Below are 26080 nucleotides of genomic sequence, written 5' to 3' on the forward strand. Positions count from 1 at the left end.
ACGCAGTCGGCTTGACTCGCGAACGGCCACGCGAAGGGGCCCGGCGTCCGTGCCGGGCCCCTTTCGTCTGCGCGCTGGCGCTTTACGCGTACGGATCTAGAAGTACGCCTTTACAGGTACCGCGCTCACAGGTACGGCCCGCCCGAGCGGCCTCCCTTGGGCGGCTCCTCGTCGCCCTCGCCGACGACTCCCGGCGGCAGGGCGCGGCGCATCTGCTCCAGCTGGGCACGGGCCGCCATCTGCTGGGCGAACAGCGTCGTCTGGATTCCGTGGAACAGGCCCTCCAGCCAGCCCACCAACTGGGCCTGCGCGATACGCAGCTCCGCGTCGGAGGGGACCGCCTGTTCCGTGAACGGCAGGGACAGCCGCTCCAGCTCCTCGACGAGGTCGGGAGCGAGACCGTCCTCCAGCTCCTTCACCGAGCTGGCGTGGATCTCTTTGAGGCGGACCCGGCTCGCCTCGTCCAGAGGTGCCGCCCGCACCTCCTCCAGCAACTGCTTGATCATGCTCCCGATGCGCATGACCTTGGCGGGCTGCTCCACCATCTCCGTCACCGGGACCTCGCGGGAGTCGTCGTCTCCTCCGCCGCCGAGAGCCATGCCGTCCTGGCCTACGACCAGGATCTGTGGGTTCTCCGGCGACCTTTCGTTCCTCGGCATCTCCATGCCGCCATTCTCTCGCACGCGTACACCTCACCACCCTGGTGCCCCCTCGCGAAAGAGATCCATCACCGAATGCGACCAGATGCCGGATTGCGGGGCGCGTGTGACGCTTGATGCGTCTGGGCGCCCGAGCATCGGGAGGGGGTCACCGACATGACTCCGAGGCTTCGCACCCTGAGTACAGCGGGCTTGCTGCTGGTCCTGACGACGGCACCCGCACCTCTCTCGTACGCGTCGCCGGCGCCGCCCCACTCGTCTGCCGCGTCCGCCTCGCTCGCATTGCACGTCGCCCCGCCGACCGCTTCGTATGCCGTCGAGCCCCGCCCCGCCGAGTCGCGCGCCGGCAGCAGTGCGGGCGTCGGGCGGCCGAGGCCGGGGGAGGAAGCCCCGGCCATACGCGCGGAACTCGACCCTGGCGTCCCCGACGTGCCGGACATCCCGGTCGCCCCGGAGACCGGCGCCGACACCGATCTACGCCCCGACGTGAACCCCGAGCCGTCACGGCACGCCGCGCCGCCGTCCTCCTCCACGGAACCCGTGTGGCGCGTCTTCTCCCTGGGCAGCGGCCTGGTGATTATGGGGCTCGGCCTGGGGCTCGCGTTCCTCGGCCTGCGCGTACGGCGCGGCTGAGACGCCGTACGGGAGGGCGCTGAAGTCGTCTTACGGGAGCGTCAGCAGCACCTTTCCGATGTGCCCGCTCTCCTCCAGCACGCGGTGCGCCGCGGCCGCCTCGCTCATCGGCAGCTCACGGTCGACGACCGGGCGTACACGGCCGCCGGAGATCAGCGGCCAGACGTGCTCGCGTACGGCCGCGACGATCGCCGCCTTCTCCGCGACGGGCCGGCCGCGCAACGAGGTGGCGGTGATGGCGGCCCGCTTGCCCAGGAGCGCGGCGAGGTTCAGTTCGCCCTTGACGCCGCCCTGCAGGCCGATGATCGCGAGACGGCCGTTGGTGGCGAGCGCCTTGACGTTCCGGTCCAGGTACTTGGCGCCCATGATGTCGAGGATGACGTCCGCGCCCGCACCGTCCGTGGCGGTCCTGATCTCCTCGACGAAGTCCTGCTCGCGGTAGTTGATCAGCACGTCCGCGCCCAGTTCGGCGCAGTGATCCAGCTTCTCCTTGCTGCCCGCCGTGACGGCGACCTTCGCGCCGACGGCCTTGGCCAGCTGGATAGCCATGGTGCCGATGCCGCTCGCGCCGCCGTGCACGAGGAGGGTCTCGCCGGGGCGGAGGTGAGCGATCATGAAGACGTTCGACCAGACAGTGCAGGTCACCTCGGGCAGCGCGGCCGCCTGCTGAAGCCCGATGCCCTCGGGCACGGGCAGCAGCTGTCCGGCCGGTACGGCGACCTTCTCGGCGTACCCGCCGCCCGCGAGCAGTGCGCACACGTCGTCGCCGACGGCCCATCCCGAGACGCCGGGGCCGAGCGCGGCGATGCGTCCGGAGCATTCGAGCCCCGGGTACGGGGAGGTGCCGGGCGGTGGGTCGTAGAAGCCCTGCCGCTGGAGGAGATCGGCGCGATTGACCGCCCCGGCCACCACCTCGACCAGCACTTCGCCCTCTCCGGGCACCGGATCCGGGACCTCGTCCCATACCAGTGCCTCGGGTCCACCAGGTTCAGGAATCGTGATCGCACGCATGCGGCGAGGCTACTCCCGGGGCTTCGGCCGGCCGAGGGCCCCTCCTGCGGACGGCTCGGGCCCAGGCAGGCGCTTGGTGTCGGGCGCGACCTGGGTATGCGGCGTCTTCCGCACGATGGTGATCAGACGGTCCGTCAACTGGAGCTTTCCGAGGGACGGATCGTCGTATCCGAGCACACGATGCCCTCGTACGACGCTGACCACCAGGTCGTCCACGTCCCGCGGCCCGCGCCCCGCCTCGGCCTTCACGACGGGCCGTTCGACGATGTCGAGCCCGCTGCCCTGCTGGATGAGGTCCTCCAGGACCATGCCCGCGCTGGGGCTGAGCACCGAGAGTCCGAGCAGTCGTCCGGCCGCGCTCGCGCTGGTGATGACGACATCGGCACCGGACTGGCGCAGCAGGGGCGCGTTCTCCTCCTCGCGGACCGCGGCCACGATCTTCGCCCCGCGGTTGAGCTGCCGGGCCGTCAGCGCCACGAGGACGGCTGTGTCGTCGCGCTGGGTCGCGATGATGATCTGCCGCGCCTTCTGCACCTCGGCTCTGAGCAGGACGTCGCTGCGTGTGGCATCGCCGACCACACCGGCGTATCCGTCGGCCGTCGCCGCGTCGACCACCTTCGTACTGGGGTCGACGACCACGACCTGCTCCTTCTTCAGGCCCGTCGCGCACACGGTCTGGATCGCCGACCGCCCCTTCGTCCCGAAGCCGATGACAACGGTGTGGTCTCGCAAAGCCGTCCTCCAGCGGTTCAGTCGCCATTCCTCCCGGGTGCGCTCGGTGAGGACCTCGAGAGTGGTGCCGACCAGGATGATCAGGAAGAGCACGCGCAGCGGCGTGATCACAAAGATGTTGGTGAGCCGGGCGGCGTCGCTGACCGGGGTGATATCGCCGTACCCGGTGGTCGAGAGGGTGACCGTCGCGTAGTAGAAGGCGTCGAGCAGGTCGACCGCGCCGTCCGAGTTGTCGTTGTAGCCGTCGCGGTCGAGGTAGACGAGGAAGCCTGTCCCGATCAGGATCAGCAGCGCCATGACGACGCGCTTGGCGACCTGGCGAAACGGGTGTTCCACGGTTCGGCGGGGAAGCCTTACCCGCTGGGTCACGAGACGTTCGTCGGCCTGGCGGGCGATCGCGTCATGGCCCGGAAGTTTCACGTGAAACACTCCCCGATCCGGTTCATATGAGAGTCACCCCGTGCCGGTTCATACGAGGCCTGCCGCCATCCCGGCTGTCGCCCACGGCAGTTCAAGGATCTCCAGCTCCTGGCCGGGGCGGCCACCGCCGGGCGGGACGACCGCGAGCGCGTCGGCCACGGCAATGCCGCGCAGCATGGCCGGACCGTTGTAGTGCAGCGGCACGGCCCGCTCCTCGCGCAGCACGACGGGGATCAGCCGGGTGTCGTACGGATGCCCGTGCGCCGCTTCCCCCAGGGGCAGCGTGTACGGCTCCGGGGCCGGGCGTCCCGCGAGCGTACGCAGCAGAGGTTCGGCGAGCGTGAGCAGGCCGGAGACGGCGGCGAGGGGGTTTCCGGGCAGACCGACGAGGTGCTGGTTCTCCCTGGTCCGGGCCAGCAGCATGGGGTGGCCGGGGCGCACCTTGACGCCGTTCACGAGGAGCTGGGCGCCGATGCGGCGCAGGGTGGGGTGGACGTGGTCGACCGGGCCCGCGGCGGTGCCGCCGGTGGTGACGATGAGGTCGGCTTCGGAGTGCTGCAGCGCCTTGTGCAGGGCCTCGGCGTCGTCGCCGAGCCTGCGCACCGCGATGACGTCCGCGCCGAGCGCGCGCAGCCAGGGCGGCAGCATCGGGCCGAGCGCGTCGCGGATCAGACCCTCGTGGGGCAGGCCATCGGTGAGCAACTCGTCGCCCAGGACGAGGACTTCGGCGCGTGGGCGCGGGACGGCGGAGACGGTGTCGTATCCGGCGGCGGCCGCCAGCCCGAGTACGGGCGGGGTGATCAGCGTCCTGGGAGGCAGGAGGGCGTCACCGGAGCGGCATTCCTGGCCGCGCGGGCGGATGTCCTGGCCGTGGACGACGTCCCGGGTCGCGTGCAGCCGGTCCTTGTCGTCGGTGCGGCCGTGTTCGCTGCGCAGGACGGCGGTGGCGTCCTGCGGGATGCGTGCGCCGGTCGCGATCCGGACCGCTTCGCCGTCGGTGAGCGGCGCCGGCTCGGCGTGCCCCGCGAGCACCCCGTCGGGCCGTACGTGCCAAGGGCCGGGTCCGGCGACCGCCCAGCCGTCCATCGCGGAGGTGTCAAAGGGCGGGAGGTCCGTGAGGGCGGTGAGGGGGGCGGCGAGGACGAGGCCCAGCGCGGCGTCGAGCGGGGTGGAGACGGGGGCGGCCGGGCTGCGGGGGGCACGAGCGGCGGTGGCGCGTGCCTGTGGCCAGGGGGTGGCCTCGCCGGGCCGGTGGGCATCGCTGTCGTTGACCAAGGCGAGGGCCTCCTCCACGTCGAGGTCGACGTCCTCGTACTGCCCGTGAGCGGTCATCCGGCGTCCGGGCGGGCCTCGTTGGCGGTGGCGGACCCGGAGTCGGACGGGGCCGCGGAGGCGTCCTCCTCCGCCCAGCGCAGCGCGAGCGCTGTCGCCTTGCGGGCGGCCTCGGCCACTGCCTCCGGGCCTCCCTTGGCCTGCGCCGCCGCGTATCCGACGAGGAACGTCGTCAGTGGGGCCGCGGGCCGGGCCACATTGTGTGCGGCGTCGCGGGCGAGATCGAGCAGGGCGCCGGTGTCGACCTCGAGGTCGATGCCCAGCTCATCCTTGACTGCGGAAATCCATTCATCCAGCACGTGTCCATGCTCCCTGATACGTGCCCGGGCGGCAGCGATGTCGTCCCAGGTGTCGCAGTCGAAGGACGCGACGGGGTCGGTGATACGGGTCAGGTCGAGCGCAGCGGTGAGCAGCCGCAATGGCAGCCCGGCCAGACCACCGTGCTCGGCACCGAGGGCCGCCAGCTGCCGGCGCAGCGCCGCACTCCGGTACGCGGCCACGAGCGGCTGGTCGCGGCCATCGGGGTCGGTGAGCAGCACGCCTTCCGTGTCGGTCGACCGAAGGGCCGCCAGCAGCCGTCGTACCGTCTCCTCGTCGAGGAACGGCAGATCGGCGGAGAGCACCACGGCATACGCCGCCGAGGTCCGCCGGAGCCCCGCGTCGAGCGCGGCCAGCGGACCCGCGCCGGGCGGGTCCTCTCGTGCCCACAGCACCGGGCGCGCGGTGGGCCTGCGGTCGGCCACGACCACGGTGGTGGCGGCGGAGGAACAGGCGGCCAGGACCCGGTCGAGCAGCGGGCGACCGCCCACGCGCACTCCGGGCTTGTCGGCGCCGCCGAGCCGCCGGGCGGCGCCTCCGGCGAGCACGACGGCGTCGTGTACTTCGACGCCGAAGTCGCCGGGAGCGCCGGGATCGCCGGGATCGCCGGAGGGCTGGTACGCGGTCACCCCACGAGTATGCGTGCCACGGCGATCACAGGGAACGCAGGAGTACCGCCGGCTGCTCCACGCAGTCCGCGACATACCGCAGGAATCCGCCCGCCGTGCCGCCGTCGCACACCCGGTGGTCGAAGGTGAGCGAGAGCTGGACGACCTGCCGCACCGCCAGCTCACCCTGGTGCACCCAGGGCTTGGGGGCGATCCGGCCGACGCCGAGCATGGCCGCCTCGGGGTGGTTGATGATCGGCGTGGAGCCGTCGACGCCGAACACGCCGTAGTTGTTCAACGTGAAGGTCCCGCCGGTGAGTTCCCCGGGCGTGAGCGTCCCGGTCCGCGCCGCCTCGGTGAGGCGCCCGAACTCCGCGCTCAGCGACTGGGCGTCCCGCCTGTGCGCGTCCTTCACCACCGGCACAACGAGCCCTCGCTCGGTCTGCGCCGCGAACCCGAGGTGCACCTCGTCGAGCTGTACGACCTCCCGGGCTTCCATGTCGACCCTGGAGTTGAGCTCCGGATGGCGGGCGAGGGCGGCGGTGCAGATGCGGGCGAGCAGCGCCAGGAGGGAGATCTTCGGTCCGCCGGTGGCATTCATCGCGACGCGCGCGTTCAGGAGTTCCGTCGCGTCGGCGTCCACCCAGCAGGTCGCGTCGGGGATCTCACGACGGCTGCGGGCGAGCTTGTCGGCGACGACACCGCGTATGCCTCGCAGGGGGATGCGGGTGCCGAGGCCCGCCGGAACCGGGGCGGACTCATCGGCGGGCGCGGCAGGCACGCGCGCGTGGAGGGCGGTTGAGGGCTCCGGCCCTGTGGGCGCGTACGCCACAGCCCCGGCTTCCGTCCCCCGGCCCCCGCGTGCGGCGGCGCGCGCCGCGTGCTCCACGTCTGCCCGCAGAATCAGGCCATCGGGTCCGGATCCCGCCAACTCCCGCAGATCCAGGCCGTATTCCCTGGCCAGCCGCCGTACGAGCGGGGAGATCACCGGCACCGGACCGTCGCCGCGGCGTCCGTTCGTGTCGCCTGGCCGCCCCTCGGTGGTGGCCACGTCCTGCGCAAGGCGGCGGGCGGCGGCCTCGTGCGCCGCCGTTCCCATCGCGCCGCTGTCGGTGCCTCGGTCGGCGGCCGCCGTGTCCGCGGCGCGAGCTGCGGACGCTGTCTCCGCACCGCGACCGGCGGACGCCGTGCCCTCAGCACGCGCGGCGGACGCCACATCTGCGCTGCCAGGCCCCTCCGCGGGTCGGCCCGGCGGCCGTCGCCCGGCAGACGCCGGGCCCGTCGGCCGCACCCGTCCGCGCCGTGCAGGCGGCGTTCCCGTGCCGTACCCCACGAGTACGTTGCCAGACCCCTCGTCCGCGTCACCGGAGGCCGGCGCTCCGACCGCCACCGTCAACAGCGGTGCTCCGACGGGCAGTTCCGTGCCCTCCTCGCCGTAGCGGGCCGTGACCACGCCGCCGTACGGGCAGGGCACCTCGACCATCGCCTTGGCCGTCTCGACCTCGACGACCGGCTGGTCGACGGCGACGACGTCGCCGACCTGGACGAGCCAGCGGACGATCTCCGCCTCGGTGAGCCCTTCGCCGAGGTCGGGCAGCTTGAATTCGAGGACCTGGGGCATCAGTTCTCCGCCTCCCACTGCAGCCGCGCGACCGCGTCCAGGATGCGGTCGACGCCGGGCAGATGGTGCCGCTCCAGCATCGGCGGCGGGTACGGGATGTCGAACCCGGCCACCCGCAGCACCGGCGCCTCCAGGTAGTGGAAGCACCGCTCCGTGACGCGCGCGGCAATCTCCCCGCCCGGTCCGCCGAAAGTCCCGGACTCGTGCACCACGACGGCCCGCCCCGTGCGCCGTACGGACGCCGTCACCGTCTCGTCGTCGAACGGCACCAGGGAGCGCAGATCGACGACTTCGAGGTTCCAGCCTTCGGCCCGCGCCGCCGCGGCCGTCTCCAGGCAGACGGGCAGGGATGGCCCGTACGTGATCAGCGTGGCGCTCCGGCCCGAGCGCCGCACCACCGCGCGGCCTATCGGTTCAACGGCCGGTGGCTCGTCGGGGTTCCAGGAGTCCTTCGACCAGTACAGGCGCTTGGGCTCGAGGAAGACCACCGGGTCGTCGGAGGCGATGGAGGCCCGCAGCAGCCCGTACGCGTCGGCGACCGTGGCGGGCGTGACGACATGGAGCCCCGGAGTCGCCATGTAGTACGCCTCGGAGGAGTCGCTGTGGTGCTCGACGCCGCCGATGCCTCCCCCGTAGGGGACACGGATCGTGATGGGCAGCGGCATCGCCCCGCGGGTGCGGTTGCGCATCCGCGACACATGCGAGATCAGCTGCTCGAAGGCGGGGTATGCGAAGGCGTCGAACTGCATCTCCACGACCGGCCGCAGCCCGTACATGGCCATACCGACGGCCGTCCCCAGGATGCCCGCCTCGGCCAGCGGCGTGTCAGTGCAGCGGTCCTCGCCGAACTCCTTGGCGAGCCCGTCGGTGACCCGGAAGACGCCGCCGAGGGTGCCGACGTCCTCGCCCATGACGTGGACGGCCGGGTCGGCGGCCATCGCGTCGCGCAGGGCACGGCCGAGGGCCTGCGCCATGGTGGCCGGTTTCACGGCGACCGTGGTCATCGCGGCGCTCCCTCCGACTCGTGGTGCTGCTCCTGGGCGGCCAGTTCGGCCCGCAGCTGTGCCTCCTGCTCCAGGAGTTGGGTCGTGGGCTGGTCGTAGACGTGCCCGAAGAGGTCCATCGGGTCGAGCGCCGGGTCCTGGTTCATGCGTTCACGCAGGTCCGCGGCCATCGCCTCGGCGTCCTCGCGCGCGGCCTGGATGCCGGCGTCGTCGAGGAGTCCGCGTTCGGTCAGTGTGTGCTCCAGGAGGGCGATCGGGTCGTGCGCGCGCCAGGCCTCGACCTCCGAGTCGGCGCGGTAGCGCTTGTCGTCGTCGGCGTTCGTGTGGGCTTCCATGCGGTATGTCACCGCCTCCACGAGCGTCGGTCCGCCTCCCGCGCGCGCGTGGGCCACGGCTTCGCCGAGGACCTGGTGCACCGCGGCCGCGTCGTTTCCGTCGACGAGGCGGCCCGGCATGCCGTAGCCGACCGCTTTGTGGGCGAGGGAGGGCGCGGCGGTCTGCTTGGCGAGCGGTACGGAGATCGCGAAGCCGTTGTTCTGGACAAGGAAGACGACCGGGGCCTGCCAGACGGCGGCGAAGTTCAGCGCCTCGTGGAAATCGCCCTCACTGGTGCCGCCGTCACCGACCAGGGCGAGCGCGACCACATCGTCACCCTGAAGACGCGCGGCGTGCGCGAGGCCCACGGCGTGTGGGAGTTGGGTCGCGAGGGGGGTGCACAGGGGCGCGATACGGCGCTCGCGGGGGTCGTATCCGCTGTGCCAGTCGCCGCGCAGGAGGCCGAGGGCCTGGACGGGGTCGAGGCCGCGGGCGACGGCGGCGAGCGTGTCGCGGTAGCTGGGGAAGAGCCAGTCGCGCTCTTCGAGGACGAGCGCGGCGGCGACCTGGCAGGCCTCCTGGCCGGTGGAGGAGGGGTAGACCGCCAGTCGGCCCTGCTTGGTCAGTGCGGTGGCCTGCGTGTTGTAGCGACGGCCGCGCACCAGCTCCCCGTACAGACGGCGCAGCAACTCCGGGTCGGCCTCGGCCGCCGCGTCCGTGCCGAGGACGCGGTACGGAACTTCGTCCGGCAACAGTGGGGCGGGGTCGGTGCGGGGCTGCCAGGCAGGCGGCGGGGTGGGCCGATAGGCGCCCCGCTGCTCCATGACCGTCATGACGGCACCTCCTCGTGGGAGTGGTTCGGCGGCACACCGGTGTGATGCGCCTCACCTACCGATTGTTCGGTCGTCGGCACATTTTGGCTACAGGCAGCTTCAGGCTGTGGACAAACGGTTCTCCACAGCCTGGGATGGATGCAGTACGTCCATGGTATGGAGGCGGGGGACATGGCACCTGAACAAATGGCCGAGGGACCGGAGGACGGCCGTGCCGACACTCCTCCGCGTCCGCTGGACGCCATCGATCAGGACATCCTCCAGATGCTGCGCTCGGACGGCCGCGCCTCCATACGGTCCGTCGCCGAGCGCGTCCATGTGTCCCGGGCCAACGCCTACTCGCGCATCAACCGGCTCATCGAGGACGGCGTGATCCTCGGCTTCGGCGCCCGCATCAACCATGAGCGGGCCGGCAAGGGCGCCGCCGCCTACATCACCCTGAAGATCGTGCAGAACTCCTGGCGCACGGTGCGCGAACAACTGCGCGCGCTCCCTGAGGTGGCCCATATCGCCCTGGTCAGCGGGGACTTCGACGTACTGCTCCTGGTGCACACACCGGACAACAGGAACCTGCGCGACCTGGTACTGACCCGCCTCCAGTCCATCCCGGAGGTGCTCAGCACGCGGACGCTGCTCGTGTTCGAGGAGGAGGACGTGGAGCCGGAGGGCTGATCTTCCCGCCCGCGGCCCGGCTTCTTCGAGGCGTGCGGCCCTGCCCTACTCCTCCTTGCACAGCCCCTCGAAGACCAACCGCACGACCGCGTCGGCGACTTCGCGCTCACCCACGCCCCGGCCGTCCGGCCGGTACCACTCGACAAGCGAGTTGATCATCCCGAAGACCAGCCTGGTGGCAAGCCTGAACTCCACGTCCGCGCGGACGTCGCCGTCGGCCGCCGCCTCCTTCATCAGCTCGGCCACCCTGTGGTCGAACTCCCGGCGCCGCTCCAGGGCCCAGCGCTCGGTGCCGGTGTTGCCGCGTACCCGCAGCAGGAGCGTCACGTACGGCAGTTCGGCGGTGAGCACTTCGACCATGCGCCGAGTGACGTACTCCAGGCACTGCACGGCACGCCCCACGCGCGCGTGCTCCTCGTCGAGGATCCCGAAGAGGCCGTCCAGCGCCCGGCTCACGGCCCGCCGCAGCAGCTCCTCCTTGCCCGCGACGTGGTGGTATATCGACGACTTGGAGATACCGGCCGCCTTGGAGAGGTGCTCCATGGATGTGCCGTCGTAGCCGCGGTCGTTGAAGACCCGCACGGCGACGGAGAGCAGCGTCTCCGGGGTGTACGTGTCGCGCTTGGCGGTGGTCATGGGGTGCCCTCCCGCTTCTCGGAGGCGTACGCGTGGCGGTAGAGCGCGAGGGATGGCGCGTACCGTCCGGAGGGGTCGCGCAGATGCAGCTCGTCCAGGACGTCGTACGCCCAGCCCTTGCCGAGCTTGCGGCTCCATTCGAAGGGCCCCAGCGGGTAGTTGACGCCCAGGCGCATCGCCGTGTCGATGTCCTCCTCGGTGGCCACCCCCTTGGTGACCGCGTCGTGCGCCAGGTCGATGATGCGGGCCACGGTGCGGGCGACGATCGACCCGGGTACGTCCCCGATGACGCTGACGTCCTTGCCGAGCACCTGGAAGAGCCCGGTGGCCTCGGCGAGGGTCTCCGGCTGGGTGTCCTGCGAGGCGGACAGGGCGATCCGGGTCGCCTTCCGGTAGTCCAGCGCCAGGTCGAAGTAGACGACGTCACGGAACTCGACGGAGGTCTGTCCGTCCGCAAGAGCCAGCTGTCCACCGCTGGGCAGCACCAGGCGGGTGCCGTGGTCCTCCTCGTCCTCGCGGACCTGGATGCCCGCCTCGCGGATCAGCGGGAGCAGTTCGGCCGCGGGGCCCAGGCTTCCCTCGGCGACGACGTACGCGGGCGGCTGGGCCTTCTCCGCGGTGTGCGGCTCGGGCCGCTCGGCGTCGTCCCCGTACGCGTACCAGCCGCGTCCGGTCTTGCGGCCGTGCCGGCCCGACTCGACGAGCCGCCGTTGGGCGAGCGAGGGCGTGAACCGCACGTCCTGGAAGAAGGCCTCCCACACGGAGCGGGTGACCGATTCGTTGACGTCCTGCCCGATGAGGTCGGTCAGCTCGAAGGCGCCCATCTTGAAGCCGCCGGACTCACGCAGGACGGCGTCGACCGTGGCGGGGTCGGCGGCCTGGGCCTCGTAGACCGCGAAGGCCTCGGCGTAGAAGGGCCGCGCGATGCGGTTGACGATGAAGCCGGGGGTGTCGGCGCAGGCGACCGGGGTCTTCCCCCAGGCGCGTGCGGTCTCGTACGCGCGCGTGGCCGACGTGACGTCCGTCGCGAACCCGGAGACGACCTCCACGAGCGGCAGCAGCGGCGCGGGGTTGAAGAAGTGCAGGCCGACGAAGCGGCCGGGGTTGCGCAGGGCGCCGCCGATGGCGGTCACCGACAGGGAGGAGGTGTTGGTGGCGAGCAAGCAGTGGTCCGTGACGATCTCCTCGAGCTCGCGCATCAGCTGCTGCTTGACGTCGAGCCGCTCCAGGACGGCCTCGACGACGAGATGCGAGTCGGCCAGTTCGGCCAGGCTCTCGGCGGGGCGGAGGCGGGCGCGCGCGGCGTCCCGGTCGGCAGCGGTCAGCCGGTCCTTCTCGACCAGCCTGTCGAGGCGGGCTCCGATGGCCTCGGCCGCGGCCCGGGCCCGGCCGGGGACGGCGTCGTACAGCCGCACGGGATGGCCCGCGACCAGTGCGACCTGGGCGATGCCCTGGCCCATGGTGCCCGTGCCGACGACGGCCACCGGCGCGGCGAGGTCGAGTGCTGTCATGCTCGCGATCCTCCCGCACGGGGTTTTCCACAGCTTCGGCGGACCCCCTTGTCCCGACCGATCGTTCGGTTACTCTAACTCTGACCGCCCATTTCTGCCCAGGTCGCGAGCTCAACGAAGAGCTCTAGAGACGAGGAGTTGGTCCCTGATGGCCGCCGCCGAACTCACCGCGCACCAGCTGATCGCCCAGCACCGGCCCACCCTCGACCAGGCGCTGGAAACGATCCGCACGCGCGCGTACTGGTCCCCGCACCCCGAGCACCCCAAGACGTACGGCGAGGACGGCAGCCTGAGCCTGGCGGAGGGCAAGGCCGCTTTTGACGCCCTCCTGGGGACCCGCCTCGATCTGGGCCAGCCCGGCACCGATGACTGGGTGGGCGGCGAAGTCTCCCCGTACGGGATCGAGTTGGGGGTCACGTATCCGCACGCGGACATCGACGTCCTGCTGCCCGCCATGAAGGCAGGGCAGCGCGCGTGGCGCGACGCGGGCGCGGAGATGCGCGCGGTGGTGTGCCTGGAGATCCTCAAGCGGATCAGCGACCGCACGCATGAGTTCGCGCACGCGGTCATGCACACCAGTGGCCAGGCCTTCATGATGGCGTTCCAGGCGGGCGGCCCGCATGCCCAGGACCGCGGCCTGGAGGCGGTGGCGTACGCGTATGTGGAGCAGGTCCGCACCCCGGACACCGCGGAGTGGACGAAGCCTCAGGGCAAGCGTGATCCCCTGGCGCTGAACAAGCAGTTCATGCCGGTTCCGCGCGGCATCGCCCTGCTGATCGGCTGCAACACCTTCCCGACGTGGAACGGCTATCCGGGCCTGTTCGCCTCCCTGGCCACGGGCAACCCGGTCCTGGTCAAGCCGCACCCGCGCGCGGTGCTGCCGCTCGCCCTCACGGTCCAGGTGGCGCGCGAGGTGCTCGCGGAGGCGGGCTTCGACCCGAACCTGGTGGCGCTGGCCGCCGAGCGCCCCGGCGAAGGCATCGCGAAGACCCTGGCCACCCGCCCCGAGATCCGGATCATCGACTACACGGGCTCGACGGCGTTCGGCGACTGGCTGGAGGCCAACGCCAGGCAGGCGCAGGTCTACACGGAGAAGGCCGGCGTCAACACGGTGATCGTGGAGTCGACCGACAACTACAAGGGGATGCTGTCGAACCTCGCCTTCTCCTTGTCCCTCTACAGCGGCCAGATGTGCACGACTCCGCAGAACCTGCTGATCCCCCGCGACGGCATCCGTACGGAGGAGGGCCCCAAGTCGTACGACGAGGTGGTCGCCGATCTCGCCAAGTCGGTCGGCGGACTCCTCGGGGACGACGCCCGCGCGAACGCCCTCCTGGGCGCGATCGTGAACCCGGACGTGAAGGCCCGTCTGGAGGCCGCGTCTGGCCTTGGTGAAGTCGCCCTGGCTTCACGGGAGATCAGCAACCCGGAGTTCCCGGACGCGGTCGTCCGTACGCCCGTGATCGTGAAGCTGGACGGCGCCAAGCCCGACGCGGAGGCGGCCTACATGAGCGAATGCTTCGGGCCGGTCTCCTTCGCCGTCGCGGTCGACTCGGCCGAGGAGGGCGTGGAGCTGCTGCGGCGGACGATCAGGGACAAGGGCGCGATGACGGTCGGCGCGTACACGACCTCCCAGGAGGTCGAGCAGGCCGTCCAGGAGGCTTGCCTGGAGGAGTGCGCCCAGCTCTCGCTGAACCTGACCGGCGGGGTGTACGTCAACCAGACGGCGGCCTTCTCGGACTTCCACGGCTCGGGCGGCAACGCGGCGGCGAACGCGGCGCTGTGCGACGGGGCATTCGTGGCGAACCGCTTCCGGGTGGTGGAGGTGCGCCGGGAGGCGTGAGCCCTTCCGGCAGGTCAGGCCGGGCGAGCGTCAGGGCCGCCCGGCGGGGGCCCGCCTCCGGCCGGGGCCCCGGCCGCGCTCCAGTGGAACAGGGTCATGGCCACGCTGGTGGCGAGGTTGTAGCTGGAGACCTGCGGCCGCATCGGCAGGGAAACCAAGTGGTCGGCGCGGGCGCGCAGTTCGGGCGACAGTCCACTGCGTTCGGAGCCGAAGGCGAGCAGAGCGTCGTCAGGGAGCTTGAGGCCACGGAGGTCCTCGCCCTCCGGGTCGAGGGCGAACACCGGGCCCGGAGGCAGTTCGTGCACGGCGAGCCGCTCCACGGCCGTCGCGAAGTGCAGCCCCGCCCCGCCGCGTACGACCGTGGGATGCCAGGGATCGAGGGTGCCGGTCGTGACCACTCCGGTCGCCCCGAAGCCGGCGGCGAGACGGATCACGGCTCCGGCGTTGCCCAGGTTGCGCGGATTGTCGAGCACCACGACGGGGGCAGGGCGCGGCGTGCGGGCCAGCGTCTCCAGGTTGGCCGCGCGGGAGGGACGTACCGCCAAAGCGGCCACCGCGGTGGGGTGCGGCCGGGGGACGAGGGCTTTGAAGACGTCCTCCGGGACCTGAACCAGGAGCCCGTCGAGCGTGTCCCGTACGTCCGAGGCCAGCTCCTCGGCCAGCGCGAGGGCCGCCCGACGGTCGGCTGTGACGGCCACCGGGACCTCGGCGTGGAAGCGTACGGCGTGCTTGAGGGCGTGGAAGCCGTCGAGCAGTACGGAGGTGTCGGCGAGCCGGTGCCAGGCGCGTACGGGGTCGTCGGGGGCCGTCATGCGGTGAAGCCTACGTGCGCCTGCTCGGCCTCCTCCGGGGTGCGCTGATCACCCTTGCGGGGCCCCGGGATCGTAGGGCGGCTGCCGCGGGAAAACAGCCGCACGCGCACGCGTGCCGCCCATCCGCCGAGGCGGCGCAGGAAGGACGTCGGCAGGAAGACCGCGTCCGCCGCGATCATGGCGAGCGAGAAGAACGGCAGGCCGAGGACCACGGCGATCACGGCGTGCTCGGTGATCATGGCTGCCAGCAGGACGTTCTTCACCCGCCGGTTGAACAGCGTGAAGGGGAAGGCGACCTGCACCGCGACCGTTCCGTACGTCACCAGCATCACCAGGGTGCCGTTCGCGGTCAGCAGGTCGGAGAGGGCGGGCCAGGGAGAGAAGTAGTCGAGGTGGAGCGGGTAGTAGACGGCGGTGCCGTCCTGCCAGCGCGAGCCCTGGATCTTGTACCAGCCGGCGGTCGCGTAGATCAGGCACGCCTCGGCCATGATCATGAACAGGGCGGCGTTGTGGCCGAGGTTGGCGAGAACATCCAGGAAGATCCGCGGTTCGGCGGTCCGCGCCCGGCGTGAGACCAGCCACCACAGGCCCTGGGCCGCCCACAGTCCCCAGAAGAACGTCAGCCAGCCGCCCAGGAAGCCGCCGTCGATCTTCCCCGCGAGTGTGGCCGCGGCCAGCAGGAATCCGAGCACACCCCACAGAGCGGGACCCACCCGGTCCGGCCCAGAACGCTCTCCACGCGCGCGTGACGCACGCCCGCGACGTTCGCGCCGCTCGTCCAGGGACCACACCTGGCCGCAGCGCGTGAACACGAGGTAGATCGCCATCAGGTGGATGACGTTGTCGCCGCCGTCACCCATGAAGACGCTGCGGTTCTGCAGCGAGAGCACGCCGATCATGAAGAGCACGGACATGGCGCGGGTGCGCCAGCCCAGCATCAGCAGGGCGCTCGACAGCACGGCCAGAACGTAGACGATCTCGAACCAGATCTGGCTGTCGGACCACATCAGGGTCGTGAAGGCGTGGTTGTCCGCTATGAGCTGCTGGGCGAGGTCCCAGCTCCAGGGCCCGTCGGGCCCGTACATGTCCCGGCGGTGCGGGAATTCCCGCAGCAGGAACAGCAGCCAGGTGGCGGCGAAGCCGATGCGTATGACGGCGCTCTGGTATGGGCCGAGCGCCGAACCGGTGATTCGGGAGATGCCGCGTGCGAGCTTCCGGTCGAGGCGGGATTTGCTCTGGAGGGTGCCGGTGCGGTCGTCGCTGCTCACTGGGCCCCCGCCTCCGTCCTCGTGTCGCGGGTGCCTGCCGCCCGGTCGGACTCGGTCACCGGCCACCAGGGCAGTTCGCGGAAGGCGGGCTTTTCGGAGACCTTCTCCGTGCTCCACTCCGGAGGCGGCACATTGGTCGTACGGGAGCGGACCTGGACCTGCTGAACGACCGCGCCCCGGCCGCCCGCCTGCTCACGGTCCAGGCGCAGCACGACAAGGCGGCGCAGATAGCGCTCGGAGAGGTCGCCGCGCAGGCCGTCGGGACGGTTCTCGTTGTCGTGCGTGCCCACGTAGAAGTCCCAGGCGCGGCGCAGGGCGTTCTGCTGGGTGTGGCTGGGCAGCAGATTGCCGTCGATGGCTGCGCCGTCCAGTGCGGAGAGGTCGTACCAGCGCGTTGTCCGGATGCCGCCGTCCGCGGCCCGCACCTCGGCGCGGACCTGGACCGCGATGTTCTGCTGCAGCGGGTTGGGGGCGAAGAGCTTCCAGTTCTGCTCGAACTCGGGGTAGACCCACTCGTCGATCGCCTGTCCGTGCTGCTTGGTCACCGTGTTCGAGGGCGCGACGTGCAGAAACATCATGCCGAGGTGCACACAGGCGGCGACCGTGACGACGGCGAGGGCCAGGGCGACGGCGATCTGGTAGCGGAGGGACAGCGCGGCTACGCCGGTGGGGGGAGGGGGCGTGGGGTCGTACTGCGGGGGCGCGGGGTGGTTCGGCGGGGGTGCGGTGAGGGTTGCGCGATCGTCCGGCGGGGAACCGGCAGGCGCTGCGCGGTCGTTCGGTGGGTGAGAGTCGGCAGCGGCGGGCTCGGGCTCGTCCGGCGGCTCGTGCCGGGGGTTCGAGCCCTCGTCGTACGCGTCCATTCCGCCCCGTTTCCCGATGTCCGCCTGATGTCTGTCGCCGGCCGGCCCGCTGCTGTACCGCCCGCGGGGTGCCGCGCCGCGACGTTCGCACCGGCACGGTACTTAAGCCCGCCCTCCCGGCACAGCCCCGGCGAACACAGCGGCCACGACCGTGACGTTGTCCACAGCGGGTTATCCACAGCGGTTGACACCTTACGGCCCTCGTCCCACCATTGAATCGGACGAACCGAACGATCGGTCGGTAGCTTGATCAAGGTCGAGGGGGACCAGATGGCGACAGCAGCCGAGCACCGCACCGCCCGCGCACAGGCGGACGGGACGGCGGACGATGCCGCGCGGACAGCGGCGTACGAGGCTGTCTTCGACGCCGCCGTGGCCGCCGACGAGCGCATCGAGCCGCGCGACTGGATGCCCGACGCCTACCGCTCGACTCTGGTCCGGCAGATCGCGCAGCACGCACACTCCGAGATCATCGGCATGCAGCCCGAGGCCAACTGGATCACGCGCGCACCCTCCCTGCGCCGCAAAGCGATCCTGATGGCCAAGGTCCAGGACGAGGCCGGACACGGGCTCTACCTCTACAGCGCGGCGGAAACGCTCGGCACCAGCCGCGACGAGCTGCTCGACAAGCTGCACACCGGCCGCCAGAAGTACTCATCGATCTTCAACTACCCGACGCTGACCTGGGCAGACGTAGGCGCCATCGGCTGGCTGGTGGACGGCGCCGCGATCACCAACCAGGTGCCCCTGTGCCGCTGCTCCTACGGTCCGTACGCGCGCGCGATGGTCCGCATCTGCAAGGAAGAGTCCTTCCACCAGCGCCAGGGATACGAGCTGCTGCTGACCCTCAGCCGCGGCACGCCGGAGCAGCACGAGATGGCGCAGGACGCGGTGAACCGCTGGTGGTGGCCCTCGCTGATGATGTTCGGCCCGCCCGACGACGAGTCCGCGCACTCCGCGCAGTCGATGGCCTGGAAGATCAAGCGGCACTCGAACGACGAACTGCGCCAGCGCTTCGTGGACATCTGCGTCCCCCAGGCCGAATCCCTCGGACTCACGCTCCCCGACCCGGAGTTGAAGTGGAACGAGGAGCGGGGGCACCACGACTTCGGAGCGATCGACTGGACGGAGTTCTGGGAGGTCCTCAAGGGCAACGGCCCGTGCAACGACCAGCGGATAACCCAGCGCAGGCAAGCACACGAAGAAGGCGCATGGGTACGGGAAGCGGCGGCGGCCTACGCCGGCAAACACGCCGCGAACAACGGGGAGGCGCGAGCATGACCACCAACGACTGGCCCCTCTGGGAGGTCTTCGTACGCTCGCGCCGCGGACTCTCACACACCCACGCCGGCAGCCTGCACGCACCGGACGCCGAGCTGGCGCTGCGCAACGCCCGCGATCTGTACACCCGGCGCGGCGAAGGCGTCTCCATCTGGGTCGTCCCCTCCACCGCGATCACGGCGTCCTCACCGGACGAGAAGGACCCCTTCTTCGAACCGGCCGCCGACAAGCCGTACCGCCACCCGACGTTCTACGACATCCCGGAAGGGGTGAAGCACCTGTGACGGTCACCGCCGGTTCCACGGCCGCCCTCGCCCTCGGCGACGACGCCCTGGTGCTCTCGCACCGACTGGGGGAGTGGGCAGGCAAGGCGCCCGTCCTCGAAGAGGAAGTGGCCCTCGCCAACATCGCCCTCGACCTGCTCGGCCAGGCACGGGTCCTCTTGTCGATGGCAGGCGACGAGGACGAGCTGGCATACCTCCGCGAGGAGCGCGACTTCCGCAACCTCCAGCTCGTCGAGCAGCCGAACGGCGACTTCGCCCACACGATCGCCCGCCAGCTGTACTTCTCCACCTACCAGCGGCTTCTGTATGCGGAACTGGCCGCCGGGGAAGGCGAGTTCGCCCCGCTCGCGGCCAAGGCCGTCAAGGAGGTCGCCTACCACCAGGACCACGCCGAACAGTGGACGCTGCGACTGGGCGACGGCACGGCCGAGAGCCATCAGCGCATGCGAAAGGCATGCGAGGGGCTGTGGCGGTACACCGGTGAGATGTTCCATCCGATCGAGGGGATGGACGTCAACTGGCAGGAGCTGGAGACGAATTGGCTCGACTCCGTCTCCGCCGTTCTGCGCCGGGCGACCCTCGACGTACCGGAAGGACCCCGAGCCGGGGCGTGGACTGCGGGCGCCGGACGCCAGGGGCTGCACACGGAACCCTTCGGACGGATGCTCGCCGAGATGCAGCATCTGCACCGCAGCCACCCGGGGGCGTCATGGTGACCAGGACGACACCCCCCGAAGGGGAGACGACGCTCCTTGAGAAGGAGCTGCACAGGCTCGCCGGTTCCGTGCCCGATCCCGAGCTGCCGGTCCTCACCCTGGAGGAGCTGGGCGTGCTCCGCGCGGTCCACGTCCGTGGGGGCGGCGCGGTCGAGGTCGAGCTGACGCCCACGTACACCGGCTGCCCGGCCCTCGAGGCCATGTCGGCGGATATCGAGAGGGTGCTGTACGCGCACGGGGTGCCCGAGGTGACCGTACAGACCGTGCTCTCCCCTGCCTGGACCACGGACGACATCTCGGACGAGGGACGCCGCAAGCTACGGGAGTTCGGGATAGCACCGCCGCGTACGCAGCGGGCGGCGGGACCGGTTCCGATATCGCTCGGCCCGACGCGGACGGCCGCGCACACTCCGGGCGGGGTGGCCGAAGCCCGAGCGGCTGCGGGCCCGGTGGCGGACCCCGTGCGCTGTCCGCACTGCGGCTCCGCGGACACCGAACTGCTCAGCCGCTTCTCGTCCACCGCGTGCAAGGCGCTGCGGCGCTGTCTGTCGTGCCGTGAACCGTTCGACCACTTCAAGGAGTTGTGATGGCCCGCTTCCACACACTCCCGGTGGCCGCGGTCGACCAGCTGACCGACGACTCCGTCGCCCTGACCTTCGCGGTACCGCCGGAGCTGCGCGAGGAGTACCGGTACGCACCGGGCCAGCACCTGGCGCTGCGGCGCACGGTCGACGGCACGGAGATACGGCGCACGTACTCGATCTGCTCGCCGGCACCCGACCCCGCTTCCGCGGAGGGCGACGGACCCCGGACGCTGCGCGTAGGGGTGCGGCTCGTCGAGGGCGGGTCCTTCTCGACGTACGCCCTCAAGGAGATCGGTGTCGGCGACGAGCTGGAGGTGATGACACCAGCAGGCCGTTTCACACTCGAACCGGCGCCCGGGCTGTACGCGGCGGTGGTCGGCGGCAGTGGCATCACACCCGTGCTGTCGATCGTCACGACACTGCTGGCCCGAGAGCCCGAGGCACGGTTCTGCCTCATACGCAGCGACCGAACGTCCGCCTCGACGATGTTCCTCGAGGAGGTCGCCGATCTGAAGGACCGCTTCCCGGAGCGGTTCCAGCTGGTGACGGTGCTCTCCCGCGAGGAGCAGCAGGCCGGTCTGCCCTCCGGGCGGCTCGACCGGGAGCGGCTCACAGGGCTGCTGCCGGCGCTGCTGCCCGTCGATGCGGTGGCGGGCTGGTTCCTGTGCGGGCCGTTCGGGCTGGTGCAGGGGGCGGAGCGAGCGTTGCGCGAACTCGGGGTGGCGCGGAGCCGTATCCACGAGGAGATCTTCCATCTGGACGACGGGGCCGCACCGGCTCCCACCGTGCCGACCCCCGCGCACAGCACGGTGACCGCGCGGCTCGACGGGCGCGCGGGCACCTGGCCGGTGCGGGACGGCGAGCCGCTCCTGGAGACGGTGCTACGCAACCGCCCCGACGCGCCGTACGCCTGCCGAGGCGGGGTGTGCGGGACCTGCCGGGCGTTCCTGGTCTCCGGCGAGGTGCGCATGGACCGCAACTTCGCGCTGGAGCCGGAGGAGACAGAAGCGGGGTATGTGCTGGCGTGCCAGTCCCATCCGGCTACGGAGAGGGTAGAGCTGGACTTCGACCGGTGAGCTTGGCGGGTGAGCTTTGACCGGTGAGCTTGGCGGTGGCGAGTTTCGGAGGGTGTTGAGATCAGCTTGCCGACAGCTCCCGGGCTGCCGCGCCGTTCCCTTTTCATAGAACCTGTTCTACCTTGACGCTCCGTCAGATCCATCAGCGGGCCCATCCGCTCCGTCCGATGGATCAGGTACGCGTGGGAGGACAGGCTGTGGACTTCAGCTTCAGCGAGGAGCAGCAGGCGGCCGTGGAAGCGGCCAAGGCGGTGTTCGCCGGAGTCGCGCCGGACGCGGTGCCCTCACCCGCGCTCACCGCGGGCGCCGTCGCGGACGACTTCGACCGGACGCTGTGGGGGAAGCTCGCCGATGCCGACCTGCTGAGCCTGCTGCTCGACGCGCGCTACGGCGGGGCCGGGCTGGACGCGATCGCACTGTGCCTCGTGCTACGTGAGTCGGCGAAGGTGCTCGCGCGGGTGCCGCTGCTGGAGAGCAGTGCGGCGGCGCTGGCCGTGCAGACGTACGGCGGTGAGGAGTTGAAGGCGGAGTTGCTGGCGCGGGCCGGACGGGGCGAGACGGTGCTGACCGTCGCCGCGAACGGCCGTACCGGACACGACAGCGCCGAACTGGCCGTCACCGCACGCCGGGAAGGCGACGTGTGGGTGCTGGACGGGGTGCAGACGGCGGTTCCCTGGGGCTGCAACGCGGACTTCGTCGTCGTACCGGCGCTGAGCACCGGCTCGGGCCGCGCCGTCCTCGCCCTCATACCGCGCGGCCACGAAGGCACCGCGCTCGCCGAGCAGGTGTCCACGACGGGTGAGCGGCTCGGCGAACTCCGGCTGGACTCCGTACGCCTCACCGCTCGCAACGTCATCGACGCCGACGGCGCCTGGGAATCGCTACGGGATCTGCTCGCCACCGGAACATGTGCGCTGGCGCTCGGCCTGGGCGAGCGCGTCCTCGGGATGACGAGTGAATACACCAGCAAACGGGAGCAGTTCGGATTCCCGGTCGCCACGTTCCAGGCGGTGGCCGTGCAGGCCGCCGACCGGTATATCGACCTGCGCGCGATGGAAGCGACCCTTTGGCAGGCCGCGTGGCGGATCAGCACGAGGGCGGGTGGGGCGCTGCCCGCATCCGGCGACATAGCCGTAGCCAAGATCTGGGCCTCCGAGGGAGTACGACGCGTCGTCCAGACCGCGCAACATCTGCACGGAGGCTTCGGCGCCGACACCGACTACCCACTGCACCGCTACCACGCCTGGGCCAAGCACCTGGAACTCTCCCTCGGCCCGGCAGCAGCCCACGAGGAAACACTGGGCGACCTGCTGGCGGCGCACGCACTGGCGTGACGCCTCGCTAGAACGCGACGACCCGCTAGAGGACGAAGCCCGGCTCGCCCTTGTCGTCCACGACAGGGCGCCCGGCCGCGGCCCAGACCTGCATACCGCCGTCGACGTTCACCGCGTCGATGCCCTGCTGGACGAGGTACATCGCGACCTGCGCGGAACGACTGCCCGAGCGGCAGATCACATGGATCCTGCCGTCCTGCGGCGCCGCCTCGGTCAACTCGCCGTAGCGCGCCACGAATTCGCTGATGGGGATGTGCAGCGCCCCCGCCGCATGACCGGCCTGCCACTCGTCGTCCTCCCGGACGTCCAGCAGAAAGGCTCCGTCCGCGAGATCCCCGACCTCGACCGTGGGCACACCAGCTCCGAATTGCATACGCCCGACGCTACCCGACCCGCCCACCACCTGCGCCCGGGGCACCGTGTACCCCAGTGAGGCCGGCCGACAGCCGGTGAAACTAGCCGAGCAAACCCGCCAGCTCCGCCTCACGCTCGCTCAGCTGCGTCAGCAACTGCTCGGCGATCTCCTCCAGCAGCCGGTCGGGGTCCTCCGGGGCGAGCTTGAGCATCGCGCCGATCGCGCTCTCCTCCAGGTCACGGGCCACAACGCTGAGCAGTTCCTTGCGCTCGGCCAGCCACTCGAGGCGGGCGTAGAGCTCCTCGGCGCGGCTCGGGCGCCATTCCTTGGGTACGGGCCCGGCTGCCCACTCCTCGGACAGCTCCTGGAGCAGTGCCTCGTCCCCGCGGGCGTACGCGGCGTTGACCCGGGCGATGAATTCGTCGCGCCGCCGGCGCTCGGCATCGTCCTGCGCCAGGTCGGGGTGCGCCTTGCGGACCAGTTCGCGGTAGAGCTTGCGGGCCTCGTCGCTCGGCCGCACGCGCTGCGGTGGCCGAACCGGCTGCTCGGTCAGCATGGCCGAGGCCTCCGGGGACAGCCCGTCCGAGTCGAGCCAGCCGTGGAACAGCTCCTCGACCCCCGGCATCGGCATGACCCTGGCCCGCGCCTCCTGCGCCTTGCGCATGTCCTCCGGGTCGCCGGTGCGCGCGGCCCGGGCCTCGGCGATCTGCGCGTCCAGTTCGTCGAGCCGCGCGTACATCGGCCCGAGCTTCTGGTGGTGCAACCGGGAGAAGTTCTCCACCTCGACGCGGAAGGTCTCCACCGCGATCTCGTACTCGATCAACGCCTGCTCAGCGGCACGCACAGCCCGCTCCAGCCGCTCCTCGGGCCGCACCTGCTCCTCACCGGAAGCCTCGCCGGCGGAACCCCCACTCATGGAGTCCTTCGCGGCGGAATCCCCGCCCGTGGACTCCTGATCGGCGGAATCCCCACTTGTAGACCGCTCGTCGGCGGAACCCTCACCAGCCGATCCCTCGCCCCCAGCCGACGGAACATCATCCGCCGACGGCCCCGGGGCCCCCTCCTCAACAGGCGGCTCGGACTGCGACTGCTCAGCTTCCGGCGTCATCACCCACCCAGCCTAGGTCACGAGCCGCCCGCCGACTGGAGCACTTAGCTGGACAGGCCTCTCGGGGGGCTCCCCCTCCCCCCACCCCCACCCCGCCCCTCCCCCTCAAACCCCCAACTCCCCCACAACCCTCCCCGCCTTCACAGCCCCCACCAACTCCGCATGGTCCGCCTCCGTACGGTCCGCGTAGGCCACCGAGAAGGACGCGATCGCCTCGTCCAGTTCCTCGCTCTTGCCGCAGTAGCCCGCGATCAGACGGGGATCGGCGCTGTGGGCGTGCGCGCGGGCCAGCAGGGCGCCTGTCATGCGGGCGTAGTCGTCGATCTGGTCGGCGGCCAGGGCCGCCGGGTCCACGCTGCCCTTGCGGTTGCGGAACTGGCGTACCTGGAAGGGCCGCCCGTCAACCGAGGTCCAGCCGAGCAGGATGTCGCTCACGACCTGCATACGCTTCTGGCCGAGGACGACACGGCGGCCCTCGTGCTCGACCTCCGGCACCGTCAGGCCCGCCGTCCTCAGGTGCGGCACCAGGGCGGAGGGGCGGGTCTCCTTCACCTGGAGGACGAGAGGTTCGCCACGGTGGTCCAGCAGGAGCACCACGTACGAGCGCAGGCCCACGCTTCCCGTGCCGACCACGCGGAAAGCGACGTCGTGCACCGCGTATCGCGCGAGGAGCGGGAGGCGGTCCTCGGAGAGCGTGGTGAGGTACTCCTCCAGTGACGCCGCCACCCCGGCCGCCTCCGCGTCGGGTATGCGCCGCAGCACAGGTGGCGCGTCGACGAAGCGGCGTCCGCCGCCCTCGACCGGCTCCGTCGACTTCGCGGCGAAGCGGCCGCTGGTGTTGGCCCGCGCCTTCTCCGAGACCCGTTCCAGGGTGCCCAGCAGGTCGTGGGCGTCGGTGTGCGAGACCAGTTCCTCGTCCGCGATGGCGTTCCAGGCGTCCAGGGCCGGGAGTTTGGCGAGCAGTCGCATGGTGCGCCGGTAGGAGCCGGTCGCGAAGTGCGCCGCCTTGCGGCAGGTGTCCTCGCCCGCTCCCGCCTCCCGGCCCGCGAGGACCAGCGAGGTCGCGAGCCGTTTGAGGTCCCATTCCCAGGGTCCGTGCACGGTCTCGTCGAAGTCGTTCAGGTCGATGACGAGGCCGCCGCGCGCGTCCGCGTAGAGGCCGAAGTTCGCCGCGTGCGCGTCCCCGCAGATCTGCGCGCCGATGCCTGTCATGGGCGTACGCGCCAGGTCGTATGCCATGAGTCCGGCCGAGCCGCGCAGGAAGGCGAAGGGGCTGGCGGCCATTCTTCCGACCCGTATCGCCGTGAGTTCGGGGATGCGGCCGCGGTTGGACTCCTCGACGGCTGTCACGGCGCTCGGCCGGTCACCGTTCCCGTCCAGGGCGGTGTGCGCTGCCCGCGAGACCCGCTCCCGCAGGGCCTTGCCCTCTTCCTTGGGAGACCCCTGAGCCGGCCACTGTGCGAATCCGCGCACATCGGCGACTCTGGCCCGTCCCGTCTGTTCCGTCTGCTCAGCCCGTGCTGCCACCGCGCCACCGCTCTCGCTCACTTGGACCGTCTCCCCCGTGCACGAACATCAACTGGCCACGACGGTACCGCCGGGCGTCGATCCGTGTGAGGGCCTGTGGACAACCCCGCGCCTGTGGAAAACTCCCAGGCCCGCCCTGTGATTGTCCTCACCCAAGACGCCCGGGCGCGACCCGGGACGAGCCCGAGGCCACCGGGGCCCGCCCGGCCCAGGCCCCGGACAACGCGAAAGCCCCGCAGGTCCAAGACCTGCGGGGCTTCAGTGTGCGCGAGGGGGGAGTTGAACCCCCACGCCCTTGCGGGCACTGGAACCTGAATCCAGCGCGTCTGCCTATTCCGCCACCCGCGCATTGGGTGTGTCGTCCGTCTCTCACCGAGGGGTGGGAGCGCCTGGCGACATGCAGAAGATTAGCACGGTGCCAAGGGTGGATTCACATCCCTTTCCGGGGGCAGCAACGAGGCAGGGGCGGGGCTGCAGACCCCGGCATCACCTGCGCAGCCGCCCCTCACAGTGCCTTGTGCCCCATCGCCGCCACCCGATACGTATCGGCCAGAACCTGTTCACGTATCAACCTCGTACCGGTCCCGGCCATCTCCCCAGGAGGCGGACAGGGACCACAGTCGGGTGCGGGACACTGTGGTGAAGCCACCTCTACGATCCTTCCCATGGGAGTGCCCAGGGGGAGTTCGAAGAGGAGCTCCGAAGGGAACTTCGGGAGGGGACT

General features: G+C 71.0%; 25 protein-coding genes and 1 tRNA gene. 9 read left to right on the top strand and 17 right to left on the bottom strand.

The annotated features are described in order from the left end of the window. Nucleotides 1-125: 125 nt before the first annotated feature. Nucleotides 126-665 (bottom strand): bacterial proteasome activator family protein, encoded by a 540-nt coding sequence (locus tag ACQEVY_RS22985; RefSeq protein WP_432955360.1) that lies wholly within the window; start codon nucleotides 663-665, stop codon nucleotides 126-128. A gap of 150 nt (nucleotides 666-815) precedes the next feature. Here ACQEVY_RS22985 and ACQEVY_RS22990 point away from each other — a divergent pair, with 150 nt between their 5' ends. After that, nucleotides 816-1292, top strand: a complete 477-nt coding sequence (locus ACQEVY_RS22990) for a hypothetical protein (RefSeq protein ID WP_432951370.1) — start codon at nucleotides 816-818, stop codon at nucleotides 1290-1292. 30 nt (nucleotides 1293-1322) lie between these two features. Here ACQEVY_RS22990 and ACQEVY_RS22995 read toward each other — a convergent pair whose 3' ends face one another. From ACQEVY_RS22995 to pdhA, 7 genes are read right to left on the bottom strand one after another with little or no spacing between them, the layout of a single operon-like run. Next, nucleotides 1323-2303 carry an NAD(P)H-quinone oxidoreductase gene (locus ACQEVY_RS22995; protein ID WP_432951372.1) on the bottom strand — a complete coding sequence of 327 codons (981 nt, stop codon included), beginning with the start codon at nucleotides 2301-2303 and terminating at the stop codon, nucleotides 1323-1325. Between the two features lie 9 nt (nucleotides 2304-2312). After that, a complete protein-coding gene (locus ACQEVY_RS23000) occupies nucleotides 2313-3464 on the bottom strand; it encodes a potassium channel family protein (protein WP_432951374.1) in 1152 nt (383 codons plus the stop codon). 39 nt (nucleotides 3465-3503) lie between these two features. Next, nucleotides 3504-4787: a molybdopterin molybdotransferase MoeA gene (locus ACQEVY_RS23005; RefSeq protein ID WP_432951376.1), complete on the bottom strand. Its 1284-nt coding sequence runs from the start codon at nucleotides 4785-4787 to the stop codon at nucleotides 3504-3506. Continuing rightward, nucleotides 4784-5734, bottom strand: coding sequence for an NTP transferase domain-containing protein (locus tag ACQEVY_RS23010; protein ID WP_432951377.1), 951 nt, complete (start codon nucleotides 5732-5734; stop codon nucleotides 4784-4786). Before ACQEVY_RS23010 ends, ACQEVY_RS23005 begins: the two co-directional genes overlap by 4 nt. A 25-nt stretch (nucleotides 5735-5759) precedes the next feature. Continuing rightward, nucleotides 5760-7334, bottom strand: coding sequence for a dihydrolipoamide acetyltransferase family protein (locus ACQEVY_RS23015; RefSeq protein ID WP_432951378.1), 1575 nt, complete (start codon nucleotides 7332-7334; stop codon nucleotides 5760-5762). Beyond that, nucleotides 7334-8338 carry an alpha-ketoacid dehydrogenase subunit beta gene (locus ACQEVY_RS23020; protein WP_432951379.1) on the bottom strand — a complete coding sequence of 335 codons (1005 nt, stop codon included), beginning with the start codon at nucleotides 8336-8338 and terminating at the stop codon, nucleotides 7334-7336. Before ACQEVY_RS23020 ends, ACQEVY_RS23015 begins: the two co-directional genes overlap by 1 nt. Next, nucleotides 8335-9486 (bottom strand): pyruvate dehydrogenase (acetyl-transferring) E1 component subunit alpha, encoded by a 1152-nt coding sequence (pdhA, locus tag ACQEVY_RS23025; protein ID WP_432951380.1) that lies wholly within the window; start codon nucleotides 9484-9486, stop codon nucleotides 8335-8337. The genes ACQEVY_RS23020 and pdhA overlap by 4 nt, the downstream gene beginning before the upstream one ends. A gap of 186 nt (nucleotides 9487-9672) precedes the next feature. Between pdhA and ACQEVY_RS23030 the strand changes: the two genes are divergently transcribed. After that, entirely contained in the window at nucleotides 9673-10158 is a 486-nt protein-coding gene (locus ACQEVY_RS23030; RefSeq protein ID WP_432955362.1) for an Lrp/AsnC family transcriptional regulator, read from the top strand. Nucleotides 10159-10203: 45 nt separating this feature from the next. Here ACQEVY_RS23030 and ACQEVY_RS23035 read toward each other — a convergent pair whose 3' ends face one another. Together ACQEVY_RS23035 and ACQEVY_RS23040 are read right to left on the bottom strand one after the other, a co-directional pair. Continuing rightward, nucleotides 10204-10794: a TetR/AcrR family transcriptional regulator gene (locus ACQEVY_RS23035; RefSeq protein ID WP_432951381.1), complete on the bottom strand. Its 591-nt coding sequence runs from the start codon at nucleotides 10792-10794 to the stop codon at nucleotides 10204-10206. After that, on the bottom strand, nucleotides 10791-12305 hold the full coding sequence (locus ACQEVY_RS23040; protein WP_432951382.1) for a 3-hydroxyacyl-CoA dehydrogenase: 1515 nt from the start codon (nucleotides 12303-12305) through the stop codon (nucleotides 10791-10793). Before ACQEVY_RS23040 ends, ACQEVY_RS23035 begins: the two co-directional genes overlap by 4 nt. A 148-nt stretch (nucleotides 12306-12453) precedes the next feature. Between ACQEVY_RS23040 and paaN the strand changes: the two genes are divergently transcribed. Further along, nucleotides 12454-14148 carry a phenylacetic acid degradation protein PaaN gene (paaN, locus tag ACQEVY_RS23045; RefSeq protein ID WP_432951383.1) on the top strand — a complete coding sequence of 565 codons (1695 nt, stop codon included), beginning with the start codon at nucleotides 12454-12456 and terminating at the stop codon, nucleotides 14146-14148. Between the two features lie 14 nt (nucleotides 14149-14162). On the opposite strand, the gene ACQEVY_RS23050 is transcribed toward paaN, so the two are convergent. The 3 genes from ACQEVY_RS23050 to ACQEVY_RS23060 are packed head-to-tail and all read right to left on the bottom strand — an operon-like array spanning nucleotide 14163 to nucleotide 17091. Then, a complete protein-coding gene (locus tag ACQEVY_RS23050; RefSeq protein WP_432951384.1) occupies nucleotides 14163-14960 on the bottom strand; it encodes a TrmH family RNA methyltransferase in 798 nt (265 codons plus the stop codon). Next, nucleotides 14957-16228, bottom strand: coding sequence for an HTTM domain-containing protein (locus ACQEVY_RS23055; protein ID WP_432951385.1), 1272 nt, complete (start codon nucleotides 16226-16228; stop codon nucleotides 14957-14959). Before ACQEVY_RS23055 ends, ACQEVY_RS23050 begins: the two co-directional genes overlap by 4 nt. Beyond that, nucleotides 16225-17091, bottom strand: coding sequence for a DUF5819 family protein (locus ACQEVY_RS23060; RefSeq protein ID WP_432951386.1), 867 nt, complete (start codon nucleotides 17089-17091; stop codon nucleotides 16225-16227). Before ACQEVY_RS23060 ends, ACQEVY_RS23055 begins: the two co-directional genes overlap by 4 nt. 270 nt (nucleotides 17092-17361) lie before the next feature. On the opposite strand from ACQEVY_RS23060, the gene paaA reads away from it, so the two are divergent. From paaA to ACQEVY_RS23090, 6 genes are all read left to right on the top strand, one after another. Continuing rightward, nucleotides 17362-18372 carry a 1,2-phenylacetyl-CoA epoxidase subunit PaaA gene (gene paaA, locus ACQEVY_RS23065; RefSeq protein WP_432951387.1) on the top strand — a complete coding sequence of 337 codons (1011 nt, stop codon included), beginning with the start codon at nucleotides 17362-17364 and terminating at the stop codon, nucleotides 18370-18372. Next, a complete protein-coding gene (gene paaB / locus ACQEVY_RS23070; protein WP_165338871.1) occupies nucleotides 18369-18656 on the top strand; it encodes a 1,2-phenylacetyl-CoA epoxidase subunit PaaB in 288 nt (95 codons plus the stop codon). Before paaA ends, paaB begins: the two co-directional genes overlap by 4 nt. Continuing rightward, a complete protein-coding gene (paaC, locus tag ACQEVY_RS23075; protein WP_432951388.1) occupies nucleotides 18653-19372 on the top strand; it encodes a 1,2-phenylacetyl-CoA epoxidase subunit PaaC in 720 nt (239 codons plus the stop codon). Before paaB ends, paaC begins: the two co-directional genes overlap by 4 nt. Next, nucleotides 19366-19959, top strand: a complete 594-nt coding sequence (gene paaD, locus ACQEVY_RS23080) for a 1,2-phenylacetyl-CoA epoxidase subunit PaaD (RefSeq protein WP_432951389.1) — start codon at nucleotides 19366-19368, stop codon at nucleotides 19957-19959. Before paaC ends, paaD begins: the two co-directional genes overlap by 7 nt. Then, nucleotides 19959-21032, top strand: coding sequence for a 2Fe-2S iron-sulfur cluster-binding protein (locus ACQEVY_RS23085; RefSeq protein ID WP_432951390.1), 1074 nt, complete (start codon nucleotides 19959-19961; stop codon nucleotides 21030-21032). The genes paaD and ACQEVY_RS23085 overlap by 1 nt, the downstream gene beginning before the upstream one ends. A gap of 197 nt (nucleotides 21033-21229) precedes the next feature. After that, nucleotides 21230-22366: an acyl-CoA dehydrogenase family protein gene (locus ACQEVY_RS23090; RefSeq protein ID WP_432955364.1), complete on the top strand. Its 1137-nt coding sequence runs from the start codon at nucleotides 21230-21232 to the stop codon at nucleotides 22364-22366. 25 nt (nucleotides 22367-22391) lie between these two features. Here the strand turns inward: ACQEVY_RS23090 and ACQEVY_RS23095 are convergent, their stop codons facing one another. From ACQEVY_RS23095 to ACQEVY_RS23110, 4 genes are all read right to left on the bottom strand, one after another. Next, a complete protein-coding gene (locus ACQEVY_RS23095) occupies nucleotides 22392-22721 on the bottom strand; it encodes a rhodanese-like domain-containing protein (protein WP_432955365.1) in 330 nt (109 codons plus the stop codon). A 100-nt stretch (nucleotides 22722-22821) separates the two neighbouring features. Next, nucleotides 22822-23637, bottom strand: a complete 816-nt coding sequence (locus tag ACQEVY_RS23100; protein WP_432951391.1) for a J domain-containing protein — start codon at nucleotides 23635-23637, stop codon at nucleotides 22822-22824. Nucleotides 23638-23934: 297 nt separating this feature from the next. After that, the gene (locus ACQEVY_RS23105) at nucleotides 23935-25377 is read right to left on the bottom strand and encodes a DUF2252 domain-containing protein (RefSeq protein ID WP_432951392.1); all 1443 of its coding nucleotides are present in this window, start codon (nucleotides 25375-25377) and stop codon (nucleotides 23935-23937) included. A 243-nt stretch (nucleotides 25378-25620) separates the two neighbouring features. After that, nucleotides 25621-25704: transfer RNA gene (locus tag ACQEVY_RS23110), tRNA-Leu, on the bottom strand. Between the last annotated feature and the right edge of the window lie 376 nt (nucleotides 25705-26080).

The organism is Streptomyces sp. CA-288835, from assembly GCF_050936385.1.
GTDB lineage: Bacteria > Actinomycetota > Actinomycetes > Streptomycetales > Streptomycetaceae > Streptomyces.